Raw genomic sequence first — 13,226 nt, 5'->3', positions numbered from 1 at the left:
TTAACCACATGGTCAGCGGCCCCGGTGACCCCGGAATGTCACCGTTCCGTCCCAACTTGGACCATGGGAGGAGAGGGGGGAGGGAAGCGACGCCCGGACGTCAGTTCACCGCGCTGCCGGCGCTCCACTCCCTCCAGTTCATGTTCCAGCCGCCGAGCCCGTTGTCCGGGGCGACCGTCCTGTCCTTGCTGCGGACCACCTCGACGACGTCCCCGACGAGACTGCGGTCGAAGAACCAGCCCGCGGGGGTGTCCGCGCCGCCGCCCTTCACGTCCCTGAGGCCCACGCACCCGTGACTGAGGTTGACCCGCCCGAAGGACTGCGGCGACGCCCAGTAGTTGCCGTGCAGGAAGGTGCCCGACTCGGTGAGCCGCATCGCGTGCGGCACGTCCGGGATGTCGTACTCGCCCTTGCCGTTCTTCTTCTTGAAGCCGACGGTGGCGCCGTTCATCCGGGTCAGCTCCAGCATCTCCGTGACCACCATCTTGCCGTTGTACGTCGTCGTCTTCGGGGCTCCGGCGGTGATGGGCACGGTGGCGAGCAGCTCGCCCTCGCGCCGCACCTGCATGGTGTGGTCGGCGGCGTCGACGAGGGAGACCTGGTGGCGGCCGACGCTGAAGGAGAACGTCCGGTGCTGGAGCCCGTAGACGCCGGGCGCCCCCTCGACGTCACGCAGGCGCAGGGAGACGGTGACGCGGGTGCCGGGCTTCCAGTAGTGCTCGGGGCGGAAGTCGAGCCGGGAGGTGCCGAACCAGTGCGGCCGGACCTCGACGGCCGGCTCGGCGCTCACGTGGACGGCGCGCTCGACGGCGGCACGGTTCTCGATCTCGCGGCTGAACTCCAGGGACACGATCATCCCGGTGCCGACCGTCGAGCGGTTCTCCGGCGTGACGTACCCGATGAACCGCTCCTCGGGGACGTGCGTCGTGAACGTGGTGTGCCGGGCCGAGCGGTGTCCGCCGCCGTCCACGGCGACCGCGTCGACCGTGTAGCGGGCGGCGAGCGCGAGCCGGTCGTCCGCCGGGCGCCAGCTGCGGCCGTCCGCGGAGATCCGGCCCGGCACCTCGGTCTCCTGCGCGTCCTGCGACTTGACGACCCGCACCGACTCCAGCCGCCCGTCGGGCACCCGGACCCGCAGCGCCTGGCCGGGACGCACCTCCCGGGTGCCGTCCTGCGGGGTGACCCGGATGGTGTCCTCGGGCGCCGGGGGTTTGCCCAGTACGCCGTCGAGCCCGCTCCTGCCGTCCCCGCTGCATCCGGCGGCTCCCGCCAGCAGTCCTGCCCATGTCAGTACGGCGGTCAGTGCGACCCCCGCGCGCCGTGCGCGCCCAGTTACGTGCCTCACGCGCTGGACAACGACGGGGCACGCTCCGGGGAAACGTGAGTGCGAGGCACGCGCTGGGCAGAACAGGGGGGAGGACGACGCCGAGGGAGCAGCGGCCGGGACGCCGTACGCGCCGGGCCCGCGTCGTGCCACGAGCCGCGGGAGGCTGAACGGTGTCCAGCGCAGCCGAGCAGGAGGAGGTGGCGGAGGAGCGCCCCGCCGCGTCCGCCATCGTGAACAGGGCACCGCGCAGGACGCCCGGCGTGCCCGTGCGGCCCGGCGCGTCCACGCCGCTCGGCGCCCGCTTCCGGGTCGGCCCCGACGGGGTCGCCGGTACCAACTTCGCCCTGTGGGCGGGCGGCGCGGAGGCCGTCGAGCTGTGCCTCTTCGACGACCGGGGCCGTGAGACCCGCGCCCGGCTGACGGAACTCACGCACGAGATCTGGCACGGCTTCGTGCCCGGTGTGATGCCCGGCCAGCGCTACGGCTACCGGGTGCACGGCCGCTGGGACCCGTGGACCGGCGCCCGCTGGAACCCGGCGAAACTGCTCCTCGACCCGTACGCCCGTGCCGTGGACGGCGAGTTCGGCCTGCCGCCCGAGGTGTACGGACACGTCCGCGACTGGCCCCAGCAGCAGTTCGCCGACACCGTCCGCGACGAACGGGACTCCGCGCCGCACGTCCCCAAGGGCGTCGTCGTCCACGACGACGACGACTGGGCCGACGACCGCCGCCCCAAGACCCCCTGGGCGGACTCGGTCATCTACGAGCTGCACGTCCGCGGCTTCACCATGCGGCACCCCGGCGTCCCCGAGGAACTGCGCGGCACCTACGCCGGCCTGGCGCACCCGGCCGCGATCGAGCACCTGGCCGGCCTGGGCGTCACGGCCGTCGAACTGCTCCCGGTCCACCAGTTCGCCCACGAGGACCACCTGCTGCGCAGGGGACTGCGCAACTACTGGGGCTACAACTCCATCGGCTACTTCGCCCCGCACGCCGGATACGCCTCCGCCGGGACGACGGGCGGACAGGTCGGCGAGTTCAAACGGATGGTGCGCGCGCTGCACGCGGCGGGCATCGAGGTCATCCTCGACGTGGTCTACAACCACACCGCGGAAGCGGGCGAGCTGGGCCCGACGCTGTCCCTGAAGGGCGTCGACAACCGCGGCTACTACCGGTTGCAGCCGGACGCCCGCCGGTACGCCGACTACACGGGCTGCGGCAACACCCTGCACGTGGTCCAGCCGCACGTGCTGCGCCTGATCACGGACTCGCTGCGCTACTGGGTCACGGAGATGGGCGTCGACGGCTTCCGTTTCGACCTGGCCGCCGCCCTCGCCCGCTCCATGCACGACGTGGACATGCTGTCGCCGTTCCTCGCGGTGATCGCGCAGGACCCGGTGCTGCGGCGGGTCAAGCTGATCGCGGAACCCTGGGACGTGGGATCGGGCGGCTACCAGGTGGGCGCCTTCCCTCCGCTGTGGACGGAGTGGAACGACCGCTACCGCAACGCCGTACGCGACTTCTGGCGGCACGCCCTGCCGGACGTCCGCGAGATGGGCTACCGCCTGTCCGGTTCCAGCGACCTGTACGCCTGGGGCGGCCGGCGCCCCTACGCCTCCGTCAACTTCATCACCGCCCACGACGGATTCACCCTGCGCGACCTCGTGTCCTACGAGCGCAAGCACAACGAGGCCAACGGCGAGGGCAACCGGGACGGCACGGACGACAACCGCTCCTGGAACTGCGGGACCGAGGGGGAGACGGACGACGAGCGCATACGTGCGCTGCGGCGGCGGCAGCTGCGCAACCTCATCACCACGCTGCTGCTGTCGACCGGCGTGCCGATGCTGGTCGCGGGCGACGAACTGGGCCGCACCCAGCACGGCAACAACAACGCGTACTGCCAGGACGACGAGACCAGCTGGCTGGACTGGAGCCTGCTGGAGGACCCCGGCTGGAAGGCCCTGTACGACCTGACCGCCCGCCTGATCGCCCTGCGCCACCGCCATCCCGTGCTGCGCCGCCGGGCGTTCTTCTCCGGCCGGGCCCACTCCGCGGACGGGCTGCGCGACCTGGCCTGGTTCACCGCCCGCGGCACGGAGATGACGGAAGGGGACTGGTACGCGCCCGCGGCGACGCTCGGCATGTACCTCTCCGGCCGGGACATCCCCGGCCGCGACGAGCGGGGCGCCCCGATCACGGACGACAGCTTCCTCGCCCTCCTGCACGCCGGCGACCGCCCCGCCCACTTCGTCCTGCCCGGCCCGCCCTGGGCGGAACGCTACGAGGTCGTGGTCGACACCTCCGGCGAGGACCAGGACACCGCCCCGGCCGTCACCCACAGGGCGGGGACGGGGGTGACGCTTCCGGCCCGGTCGGTACTGCTGCTGCGGGTGTCCTCCTGAGGGCGGCTCCCGCACCCGCGCCACCGGGCGGTGAGCAGCGCCTCCGCCCCCACCGGCACGTAACCCGCCGCCTGGAACGCCCGCATGCTGCGGGCGTTCCCCGGGGAGATCTGCGCCCACACCGGCTCGCCCCCGGTGAGGTGCCGGGCCGCCGTCACCAGGGCCCGCCCCAGCCCCCGGTGCCGTACGTCCTCGTCGACCTCGACCGCGACCTCCAGCCGCCCGCCGATCCCGCGGCCCAGGACCAGCACCCCGCCGTCCGCGGCCCACACCCGCACGTCGTCGCGCCGCTCGCGCGAGCGGACCACCCGGGGATGGTCCGGATCGCGGAGCTCCGTCAGCCGCACGGCCGGCCCGCCCGCGAGGGGGCGGCCCACCACCATCGCGTCGACCGTGTCGGTCCGGCGGCCCGTGCGGTCCATGAACGCCGTCAGGAAGCGGGCGTTCAGCGTCGCGGCCAGCGCGTCGCAGTCGGTCGCGCGCAGGGTCGCGTGCACCCACTCCGGGTCCTCGTCGGTGAACACCACCGAGTGCGCGGTGAAGGACAGCACGCCCGCGTCCCGCCGGCAGGACTGGGGAACGACCGTCGTCCGGCCGTCCGCGGGCGGGAACACGCCCCGCGCCGCCGCGTCGAGAATGTCCCGCAACGTCTCCACCGTGCTCCTTGAGTCTCCACCCGCTGGAAGGCCCAGACTCACACACGTGACTGACGACGGCACCGCGCTCCTCACCATCGGCGAGCCGGCCAGGACCACCGGCCTGGACCGGCTCACCGCCGCGGCCGACGTCCGGATCGCCCGCTACCGCCGGTTGTCGGCCGTCGTGAACGGTCTGGAACCCGCCTCGGCCTACGAGCAGGAGTTCGGCCGGGTGGTGGCCGCACTGCGCGCTCACCCGGACCGTTAATCTGACCTGCGTCAGAACGACGGCAACACAGCACCGCAAGGTATGACGAAGAGGGGCGGACCGGTGGCGGACATCGAAGAAGCACGCAAGCAGTTCCAGCGGATCGACGCGGACGGTGACGGATTCATCACCGCGGTCGAGTTCAAGACCGCCCTGGCCCAGGGGGGCGACTGGCACGTCACCGACACGGTCGCCGAGGCCGTCATCAAGACCCGCGACCTGGACGGCGACAAGGTCCTGTCGTTCGACGAGTTCTGGGCCTACCTGGACAAGTGACGCGCGAGCGGAGGGGTGCCCCGGGCGAGCCGCGGGGCGTCCCTCCGTCATCCGTGCGGCGGCGGAACGGAATAGCCGGCGACCGCCCGCGGTTGAGGCCCTCGAAAGCATGCGTGTGCATGGATCCTTCGGGAAGGGCCTGACATGAAGATCGGCATCATCGGCGCGGGCAACATCGGCGGCAATCTCACCCGGCGGCTCACCGCCCTCGGCCACGACGTCTCCGTGGCCAACTCCCGCGGCCCGCAGACGCTCACGGAGCTGGCGAAGGAGACGGGCGCGACGCCCGTCGAGGTCACCGAGGCGGCGCGCGGCGCCGAGGTCGTCGTCGTCACGATCCCGCTCAAGGCGGTCCCTGACCTGCCCTCCGGCATCCTCGACGGTGCGGCCGAGGGCGTCGCCGTCATCGACACGGGCAACTACTACCCGCAGCAGCGCGACGGACGGATCGACGCCATCGAGGACGAGGGCATCACCGAGAGCCGCTGGACCGAGCGCCGGATCGGCCACCCGGTGGTCAAGGCGTTCAACGGCACCTACGCCCAGGACATCCTGGACCGCCCCCTTCCGGCCGGCGCCCCCGGCCGCATCGCCCTGCCCGTCGCGGGCGACGACGAGGCCGCCAAGGCCAAGGTCCGGTCCCTGATCGACGAACTCGGCTTCGACACCGTCGACGCGGGCGGCATCGACGACTCCTGGCGCCAGCAGCCCGACACCCCGGTGTACGGCCTGCGCGGCGGGGTCGACGAGGTCACCCGGGCCCTGGCGGCGGCGTCCCCGGAGCGCCCGGCGGCCTTCCGGGGCTGAGCCGCTCAGTCCACCGTCGCCCACGCCCGCAGCGCCGCCCGGCTGGCGAACCTCGCCACGTTCGTGTCGAGGGGCTCGTCCGTGTACTGGTGGAAGCGCCACTTCGCCTTGACGCGGGGCTTGCCCGCGGTGACGTAGTCGGCTATCCAGAGGCCGTCGCCGGCGTACGAGGTGTCGTCGACGTCCAGCCAGTAGGTCCTGTTGCAGTACAGGACGATCCGGTTGCGCGGCCGTAGCTTCTTGAGCTTCCTGATGAAACGGTCCTTCTCGGCGTTGCTCGCGTGGGTGCCCGCGCCCGTCGTCTCCCAGTCGACGGCGAGGATGTCGCCGGGGCGCTCCGGTGCCTTCGCCAGGAAGTGTTCCGCCTGGGCGCTGAGGTCGCCGGGCCACAGGAAGTGGTAGAAGCCGACGACCAGACCGGCGTCCCGCGCCCGCTTCGTCTGGGCGGCGAGCTTCGAGTTGACGTAGGTACGGCCCTCCGTCGCCTTGACGAAGACGAAGGAGAGACCTTCCGTCGGGTAGGTGGAGGACTGGTAGGCGCTGACGTCGACACCACGGAGCATGGGCAACTCCCGGAAGTGCAGGAGAACGGAGGGGAGTTGTGTTATGCCCCGACACGCCGAGGCCGGAACCTCCGCTTCCGTCCCGCGGCGCGACGGCGCGACCTCAGCACTCGATGATGTTCACCGCCAGCCCGCCGCGGGCCGTCTCCTTGTACTTGACGCGTATGTCGGCCGAATGTGGTGGTGGTTCTGACCTGCTGATTCGGCACGACAAGCGCGCCTGTGCGTCATGGCAGGGATTTTTCAGGGACTTCGTGTCGCCGGATATCTGCAAGGTGTCCGACGGTGTGTGACATTCCTGAGTGAAGGCAGACGTTTGCGCCCATGCAGACGTTCGACTACTTCATCGGGTCGCTGTGTGCGTAACGCCGACGGGGTGTCTACGCATTTGCCGTGGAGGGTTTCGCCAGGCTCCGTGCAGCGCTCTGATCCGCGCAAGGGGTGGGTCGAGGCGCGGCCTCACGGTCAGACCTTGATGATGCGGACGCTGGGGCCGCAGAGCATCAGGAGGTCTTCGGGGTCCGATGTCAGGACGGTCACTGGGGCCGGCGAGGTGAGCGCGGTGGCGGCCACGATGGCGTCGAGGGCGTACTTGTGGCCGTGCAGTCCGGCCGTGGCCAGGAGCTTGCTCGCATGGCGGGCGATGGCTTCGTTGGGCGGGATGATGTTCACTCGGGAGACGGCATAGTCGAAGCGGGCCTGGTTGACCTTGGGGTCGCGTGCTTCGACGAGGGTGACGGAGCTGGTGACGACGCGGATGTCTTCGGCTTCGGCTGCCGTCAGCCACTCGGTGATCTCAGGTGTGCGTCGTACCAGTTCGGACAGGCCTTCGCAGTCCAGGACGAGCGTGCCGCTCACGCGGCGTCCGCCGAGCCGGCCGTCTCGCCGCGGAGGATCGCACGTTTGGCGTCGACGGCCGATTGGTCGACCGGGCCATGGTCGGCTTCCGCATCCTCGATGAGTTCGCGCAGCCGGTCCCGCTCCAGTTGGCGCTGGATGAGGGACTCGACGTAGGCGGACATGCCTCGCTTGCCTGTACGTGCTTTGAGGGCAGCGATGGTGCCTTCGTGGAGCGAGACCGATACGGGTCGGACGGGTCCTTCGCCGGGCGCCGGAGAGGTAGCCATGGGGCCCAGTTTAACAAGACTTTTGTTATTGGGTGGGGTGATTGTTCGATCCGCTGTGCCCGAGGGACATCACCGCTGCGCCGATGCCGCGAACTCCCAGGTCACACGCCCATCAGCGGGGGGGCCTGGGACTCCTCAGGGACTTTCCCGTCTGTCCCAGGGGAGATTCCAGGGACTTTCCGCCGTGCAGGCAGGGAAGGCCCTGACAGCGCTGAAAGATGGAAACCCGCTGCTCAGGGCCTACGGTGTCAGCACTCGATGATGTTCACCGCGAGCCCGCCCCGGGCGGTCTCCTTGTACTTGACCGACATGTCGGCGCCGGTGTCCTTCATCGTCTTGATGACCTTGTCCAGGGACACCTTGTGCGTGCCGTCGCCGCGCATGGCCATGCGGGCCGCCGTGACCGCCTTCACCGCGGCCATGCCGTTGCGCTCGATGCAGGGGATCTGGACCAGGCCGCCCACGGGGTCGCAGGTGAGGCCGAGGTTGTGTTCCATGCCGATCTCCGCGGCGTTCTCGACCTGTTCGGGAGAGCCGCCGAGGACCTCCGCCAGCGCGCCCGCCGCCATGGAACAGGCGGAGCCGACCTCGCCCTGGCAGCCGACCTCGGCACCGGAGATGGAGGCGTTCTCCTTGAAGAGCATGCCGATCGCACCGGCGGCCAGGAGGAAGCGGACGACGCCCTCCTCGTCGGCACCGGGGACGAAGTTGACGTAGTAGTGCAGGACGGCGGGGATGATGCCGGCCGCGCCGTTCGTGGGGGCGGTGACCACCCTGCCGCCCGCCGCGTTCTCCTCGTTCACCGCCATCGCGTACAGCGTGATCCACTCCATGGAGTGGGCCAACGGGTCGCCGTCCGCCCGGAGCTGACGGGCCGTCATGGCGGCGCGGCGGCGCACCCGCAGACCGCCCGGCAGGATGCCCTCGCGGGACATGCCGCGGGCCACACAGGCCTGCATCACCCGCCAGATCTCCAGCAGGCCCTCGTGGATCTCCTCCTCGGTGCGCCAGGCCCGTTCGTTCTCCAGCATCAGCGAGGAGATCGACAGACCCGTCTCCTTCGTCAGGCGCAGCAGCTCGTCGCCCGTGCGGAAGGGGTACTTCAGGACCGTGTCGTCCAGCTTGATCCGGTCCGCGCCGACCGCGTCCTCGTCGACGACGAACCCGCCGCCCACCGAGTAGTACGTCTTCGACAGCAGCTCCGCGCCCTCGGCGTCGTACGCCCACAGCGTCATGCCGTTCGCGTGGTACGGGAGGGTCTTGCGGCGGTGCAGGACGAGGTCGTCGTCGAAGGAGAACGGGATCTCGTGCTCACCGAGCAGCCGGATGCGGCCCGAGTCCTTGATCCGCTCCACCCGCGCGTCCGCCGTCTCCACGTCCACCGTGCGCGGCGAGTCGCCCTCCAGGCCGAGCAGGACGGCCTTGGGGGTGCCGTGGCCGTGGCCGGTCGCGCCCAGGGAGCCGTACAGCTCCGCGCGCACGGACGCGGCGGAGCCCAGCAGGCCCTCGTTGCGCAGACGCCGCGCGAACATGCGCGCGGCCCGCATCGGGCCGACCGTGTGGGAGCTGGACGGGCCGATGCCGATCGAGAACAGGTCGAAGACCGAGATGGCCACGGGGACTCCTCAATACGGGGTGGTGCAGAAGGTTTCCGGTGGGGTGTCCCGCCCACTGACCAGTGTGCGGGACACCCTTGCGGAAACCCGTCGGAAAACGGGAACTACTTGTTCAGACCGGGGTAGAGCGGGTGCTTCTCGGCCAGGGCCACGACCCGGGCCTTCAGGGCCTTTGCGTCGTGGGCCGGCTTGAGCGCCTCCGCGATCACGTCCGCGATCTCGGCGAAGTCCTCGGCGGTGAAGCCGCGGGTGGCGAGGGCGGGCGTGCCGATGCGCAGGCCCGAGGTGACCATCGGGGGTCGCGGGTCGTTCGGGACCGCGTTGCGGTTGACCGTGATGCCGACCTCGTGGAGACGGTCCTCGGCCTGCTGCCCGTCCAGCTCGGACTCGCGCAGGTCGACCAGGATCAGGTGCACGTCGGTGCCGCCGGACAGGACGTTGATCCCGGCCTCCCGGGCGTCCGGCGCGGTCAGCCGCTCGGCGAGGATCCGCGCGCCGTCGACCGTACGGCGCTGGCGCTCCTTGAAGTCGTCCGAGGCCGCGACCTTGAAGGACACCGCCTTCGCCGCGATGACGTGCTCCAGGGGGCCGCCCTGGAAGCCCGGGAACACGGACGAGTTCAGCTTCTTCGCGAAGGCCTGCTTGGCGAGGATGATGCCGCCGCGCGGGCCGCCCAGCGTCTTGTGGGTCGTGGAGGTGACCACGTCCGCGTACGGCACCGGGTTCGGGTGCAGGCCCGCCGCGACCAGACCGGCGAAGTGCGCCATGTCCACCCACAGGTACGCCTCGACCTCGTCGGCGATCCGGCGGAACTCGGCGAAGTCCAGCTGCCGCGGGTACGCCGACCAGCCCGCGATGATCACCTTCGGGCGGTGCTCCTTGGCGAGCCGCTCGACCTCGGCCATGTCGACCAGGCCGGCCTCGTCCACGTGGTAGGCGACCACGTCGAACTGCTTGCCGGAGAAGTTCAGCCGCATCCCGTGGGTCAGGTGACCGCCGTGCGCCAGGTCCAGGCCCAGGATGGTGTCGCCGGGCCGGGCCAGCGCGAACAGGGCGGCCTGGTTGGCGGAGGCGCCCGAGTGCGGCTGGACGTTGGCGTACTCGGCGCCGAACAGCTCCTTGACCCGGTCGATCGCGATCTGCTCGGCGACGTCGACGTGCTCGCAGCCGCCGTAGTAGCGGCGGCCGGGGTAGCCCTCGGCGTACTTGTTGGTCAGGACCGAGCCCTGCGCCTCCATGACGGCGAGCGGAGCGAAGTTCTCCGAGGCGATCATCTCGAGCGTGGACTGCTGGCGGCGCAGCTCGCCGTCGACCGCCGCGGCGATCTCCGGGTCGAGCTCGTGCAGGGGCGTGTTCAGGACAGACATGCGTCTTTCGACCTCTCAGCCGGCGATGAAGGCGGTGTACTCGTCGGCGGAGAGCAGGTCGGCCGGCTCGTCCGTGACGCGTACCTTGAACAGCCAGCCGCCCTCGAAGGGGGCGGAGTTCACCAGCGACGGGTCGTCCACGACGTCCTGGTTGACCTCGGCGATCTCGCCGGTGACCGGCGCGTACAGCTCGCTGACCGACTTGGTCGACTCCAGCTCGCCGCAGGACTCGCCCGCAGTCACCGTGGCACCGACCTCGGGGAGCTGGACGAAGACCACGTCGCCGAGCGCGTTGGCCGCGTGCTCCGTGATGCCGACCGTCGAGACGCCGTCCTCGGCGCCCGACAGCCACTCGTGCTCCTTGCTGTAGCGCAGCTGCTGGGGGTTGCTCATGGCCTGAATTCTCCTGTACGCGGGGGAGTGCTGATGAAGGGGGGACTGCTGGAAACGCACGTGAGCGGCGCGGATGTGCGCAGGGTCACGCGCGGGGCCGGCCGGGGCCCGGTTTGTCGGCCGTGCGCCAGTCTCTACTTCCGGCGCTTGTAGAACGGCAGCGCCACGACCTCGTACGGCTCGTGGCTGCCCCGGATGTCCACGCCGACACCCGGCGTGCCCGGTGCCGCGTGCGCGGCGTCGACGTAGGCCATCGCGATCGGCTTGCCCAGCGTGGGGGAGGGGGCGCCGGAGGTGACCTCGCCGATCACCTCGCCGCCCGCGACCACGGCGTACCCGGCGCGCGGGACGCGGCGGCCCTCGGCGACCAGGCCGACGAGGACCCGCGGCGGGTTCGTCGCGGCGCGCTCGGCGGCCGCGGCGAGCGCCTCGCGGCCCACGAAGTCGCCGTCCTTGCCGAACTTCACGACCCGGCCGAGCCCGGCGTCGAAGGGGGTCAGCGCGGTCGACAGCTCATGGCCGTACAGCGGCATGCCCGCCTCCAGGCGGAGCGTGTCCCGGCAGGACAGGCCGCAGGGGATCAGGCCGACGCCCTCGCCGGCCTTCGTCAGGGCCTGCCACAGCTCGACGGCGTGCTCCGGCTTCACGAACAGCTCGAAGCCGTCCTCGCCGGTGTAGCCGGTGCGGGCGATGAGCGCGGGGACGCCGGCGACGGTGCCGGGCAGACCGGCGTAGTACTTCAGGCCGTCGAGGTCGGCGTCGGTCAGCGACTTCAGGACGCCGGGGGACTCCGGGCCCTGGACGGCGAGCAGCGCGTAGGCGTCGCGGTCGTCGCGCACCTCGGCGTCGAAGCCGCCGGCGCGCGCGGTCAGCGCGTCCAGGACGACCTGGGCGTTGGAGGCGTTGGCGACGACCATGAACTCGGTGTCGGCGAGCCGGTACACGATGAGGTCGTCGAGGATGCCGCCGTCGGCGTCGCAGATCATGGTGTAGCGGGCCCGGCCCACGCCCACGGCCGCGATGTCGCCGACCAGCGCGAAGTTCAGCAGGGCGCCCGCCTGCGGGCCGGTGACGGTGATCTCGCCCATGTGCGAGAGGTCGAAGAGGCCGGCCCGGGTCCGTACGGCGTTGTGCTCGTCGCGCTCGGAGCCGTAGCGCAGGGGCATGTCCCAGCCGGCGAAGTCGGTCATGGTCGCGCCCAGCGAACGGTGCAGGGCGTCGAGGGCGGTGTGGCGGAGCGGGGTACTGCTCATCGGACGTTCGTCTCCCAGGGCGACGGGGGTCCCTCCCACCCGGGCGGAGCCGGGCGTGGGGGAAGCGAGGGCGTTCCTCCCCATCTGTCATCGGAACCTGAGAGGTTCGCCATGACCGCCCGCACACGGGTCGGTCACGGCTTGCACCTTGGGTGGGGCCGCCGGAGGGCGACCCGCTTTTCAGATGTGCCTCGCCCGCGCGGTAACGGGGCCTGAGAGATTCAAGGGAGGGACTTGCTCCTTCGGCGCCCCAGCGATGCTGTCGGTGGGGACTCTCCCGCGCGGATTCAAACGGCCGGTATGCAGTTGGCGCGGCCATCATCGCACGCCCCGCCCGATCGCGGCAGGCCGCATCTGTAACCGGCCTGTGGCGTTAAGCGCATGAAAACGCGAGAGAGACCGTATTACCTTCTCTTTACGCTCGACGGGGAGAAGACTTGTCTGACCCCAGGGGAGGACGAACACGGTGAACAGGACCACGGCACTCGCGACGGGACCGGCGCTCGCGACCGGCCAGGCGCTCGCACTGCCCGCGCAGCCGCAGACCTCCGTCCGGGAGGCGGCCGACGCGCCGCCCGCCCCGGTCGTCCGCGACCTGCGCGACCGCGCCGGCCGCAGCCCGCACGGCCTGCTGTTCGCGTCCCGCGACCTCGTCGTGGTCACGGGACTGCCCGGCAGCGGCAAGTCCACGCTGATGAAGCGCGCGGTCACGGGCGTCCGCGTCGACTCCCAGGACACCCGCGACCGCTGGGACGCCCGCATGCCGCGCGCCCTGCCCTACGCCCTCTACCGCCCTCTCGTCCGCCTCGCCCACTACACCGGTCTGCGCCGCGCCCTGCGCACCGGCGAGGGCGTCGTCGTCCACGACTGCGGCACGCAGGCCTGGGTGCGGGCCTGGCTGGCCCGCGAGGCCCGCCGCCGCGGCGGCAGCCTGCACCTGGTGCTGCTCGACGTCACCGTGGACACCGCGCTGGAGGGCCAGCGCGAGCGCGGCCGGGGCGTCTCCCGGTACGCCTTCCGCCGGCACCGCAGGGCCGCCTCCCGCCTGCTGCGCGCGGCGGAGCGGGGCCGCCTCCCCGAGGGCTGCGGCTCGACGGTCCTCCTGGACCGCGCCGCGGCCGACACCCTCCGCCGCATCACCTTCACGGGCTGACCGCGGCGCGGGTGGGGGGTCGCGGTCGCCGGG

At 71.4% G+C, this 13,226-nt stretch carries 12 protein-coding genes, 2 pseudogenes and 1 riboswitch; of the genes and pseudogenes, 5 read left to right on the top strand and 9 right to left on the bottom strand.

Annotated elements, in window-relative coordinates; all coding sequences use genetic code 11:
* Window positions 1-100: 100 nt before the first annotated feature.
* On the bottom strand, window positions 101-1,345 hold the full coding sequence (locus AB0N31_RS11750) for an Ig-like domain-containing protein (protein WP_366058193.1): 1,245 nt from the start codon (window positions 1,343-1,345) through the stop codon (window positions 101-103).
* Window positions 1,346-1,497: 152 nt separating this feature from the next.
* Here AB0N31_RS11750 and glgX point away from each other — a divergent pair, with 152 nt between their 5' ends.
* Entirely contained in the window at window positions 1,498-3,732 is a 2,235-nt protein-coding gene (gene glgX, locus AB0N31_RS11745; protein ID WP_366058192.1) for a glycogen debranching protein GlgX, read from the top strand.
* Window positions 3,733-3,764: 32 nt separating this feature from the next.
* Here the strand turns inward: glgX and AB0N31_RS11740 are convergent.
* Window positions 3,765-4,388 (bottom strand): annotated as a pseudogene (locus AB0N31_RS11740) (GNAT family N-acetyltransferase); the annotation flags it as partial.
* Window positions 4,389-4,491: 103 nt separating this feature from the next.
* Here AB0N31_RS11740 and AB0N31_RS11735 point away from each other — a divergent pair.
* The 3 genes and pseudogenes from AB0N31_RS11735 to AB0N31_RS11725 all read left to right on the top strand — a co-directional run.
* Window positions 4,492-4,638: pseudogene (locus AB0N31_RS11735) on the top strand (MerR family transcriptional regulator); the annotation flags it as partial.
* A gap of 63 nt (window positions 4,639-4,701) precedes the next feature.
* Entirely contained in the window at window positions 4,702-4,914 is a 213-nt protein-coding gene (locus tag AB0N31_RS11730) for an EF-hand domain-containing protein (protein ID WP_366058191.1), read from the top strand.
* A gap of 144 nt (window positions 4,915-5,058) precedes the next feature.
* Window positions 5,059-5,721 carry an NAD(P)-binding domain-containing protein gene (locus tag AB0N31_RS11725; RefSeq protein ID WP_366058190.1) on the top strand — a complete coding sequence of 221 codons (663 nt, stop codon included), beginning with the start codon at window positions 5,059-5,061 and terminating at the stop codon, window positions 5,719-5,721.
* A 5-nt stretch (window positions 5,722-5,726) separates the two neighbouring features.
* Here AB0N31_RS11725 and AB0N31_RS11720 read toward each other — a convergent pair whose 3' ends face one another.
* The 7 genes from AB0N31_RS11720 to gcvT all read right to left on the bottom strand — a co-directional run bounded on the left by AB0N31_RS11720 (window position 5,727) and on the right by gcvT (window position 12,040).
* Window positions 5,727-6,284, bottom strand: a complete 558-nt coding sequence (locus AB0N31_RS11720; protein WP_366058189.1) for a glycoside hydrolase family 25 protein — start codon at window positions 6,282-6,284, stop codon at window positions 5,727-5,729.
* A 465-nt stretch (window positions 6,285-6,749) separates the two neighbouring features.
* The gene (locus tag AB0N31_RS11715; protein WP_366058188.1) at window positions 6,750-7,142 is read right to left on the bottom strand and encodes a PIN domain-containing protein; all 393 of its coding nucleotides are present in this window, start codon (window positions 7,140-7,142) and stop codon (window positions 6,750-6,752) included.
* Window positions 7,139-7,411 carry a hypothetical protein gene (locus AB0N31_RS11710; protein WP_366058187.1) on the bottom strand — a complete coding sequence of 91 codons (273 nt, stop codon included), beginning with the start codon at window positions 7,409-7,411 and terminating at the stop codon, window positions 7,139-7,141. The genes AB0N31_RS11715 and AB0N31_RS11710 overlap by 4 nt, the downstream gene beginning before the upstream one ends.
* Window positions 7,412-7,659: 248 nt before the next feature.
* On the bottom strand, window positions 7,660-9,027 hold the full coding sequence (locus tag AB0N31_RS11705) for an L-serine ammonia-lyase (protein WP_366058186.1): 1,368 nt from the start codon (window positions 9,025-9,027) through the stop codon (window positions 7,660-7,662).
* Window positions 9,028-9,131: 104 nt separating this feature from the next.
* Window positions 9,132-10,394: a serine hydroxymethyltransferase gene (gene glyA, locus AB0N31_RS11700; RefSeq protein ID WP_366058185.1), complete on the bottom strand. Its 1,263-nt coding sequence runs from the start codon at window positions 10,392-10,394 to the stop codon at window positions 9,132-9,134.
* Window positions 10,395-10,409: 15 nt separating this feature from the next.
* The gene (gcvH, locus tag AB0N31_RS11695) at window positions 10,410-10,787 is read right to left on the bottom strand and encodes a glycine cleavage system protein GcvH (protein WP_366058184.1); all 378 of its coding nucleotides are present in this window, start codon (window positions 10,785-10,787) and stop codon (window positions 10,410-10,412) included.
* A 134-nt stretch (window positions 10,788-10,921) separates the two neighbouring features.
* Window positions 10,922-12,040, bottom strand: coding sequence for a glycine cleavage system aminomethyltransferase GcvT (gene gcvT, locus AB0N31_RS11690; RefSeq protein ID WP_366058183.1), 1,119 nt, complete (start codon window positions 12,038-12,040; stop codon window positions 10,922-10,924).
* A 190-nt stretch (window positions 12,041-12,230) separates the two neighbouring features.
* A riboswitch (glycine riboswitch) is annotated at window positions 12,231-12,330 on the bottom strand.
* 236 nt (window positions 12,331-12,566) lie between these two features.
* Here gcvT and AB0N31_RS11685 point away from each other — a divergent pair.
* Complete coding sequence (locus AB0N31_RS11685) at window positions 12,567-13,193, top strand: AAA family ATPase (protein ID WP_366058217.1); 627 nt, start codon at window positions 12,567-12,569, stop codon at window positions 13,191-13,193.
* The last annotated feature ends 33 nt before the right edge of the window (window positions 13,194-13,226 follow it).

It is taken from the genome of Streptomyces sp. NPDC051051, from assembly GCF_040682975.1.
In the GTDB taxonomy this organism is placed as follows: Bacteria; Actinomycetota; Actinomycetes; order Streptomycetales; family Streptomycetaceae; genus Streptomyces.
Note: the sequence above shows the minus strand (reverse complement) of the source record. Positions and strands in the feature narration are given on the sequence as shown.

Excerpts from the sequence above, each read along its gene's own strand:
- AB0N31_RS11725 (WP_366058190.1), top strand. The coding sequence starts at position 5,059 with ATGAAGATCGGCATCATCGGCGCGGGCAACATCGGCGGCAATCTCACC.
- AB0N31_RS11720 (WP_366058189.1), bottom strand. The coding sequence starts at position 6,284 with ATGCTCCGTGGTGTCGACGTCAGCGCCTACCAGTCCTCCACCTACCCG.
- AB0N31_RS11710 (WP_366058187.1), bottom strand. The coding sequence starts at position 7,411 with ATGGCTACCTCTCCGGCGCCCGGCGAAGGACCCGTCCGACCCGTATCG.
- glyA (WP_366058185.1), bottom strand. The coding sequence starts at position 10,394 with ATGTCTGTCCTGAACACGCCCCTGCACGAGCTCGACCCGGAGATCGCC.
- gcvH (WP_366058184.1), bottom strand. The coding sequence starts at position 10,787 with ATGAGCAACCCCCAGCAGCTGCGCTACAGCAAGGAGCACGAGTGGCTG.
- gcvT (WP_366058183.1), bottom strand. The coding sequence starts at position 12,040 with ATGAGCAGTACCCCGCTCCGCCACACCGCCCTCGACGCCCTGCACCGT.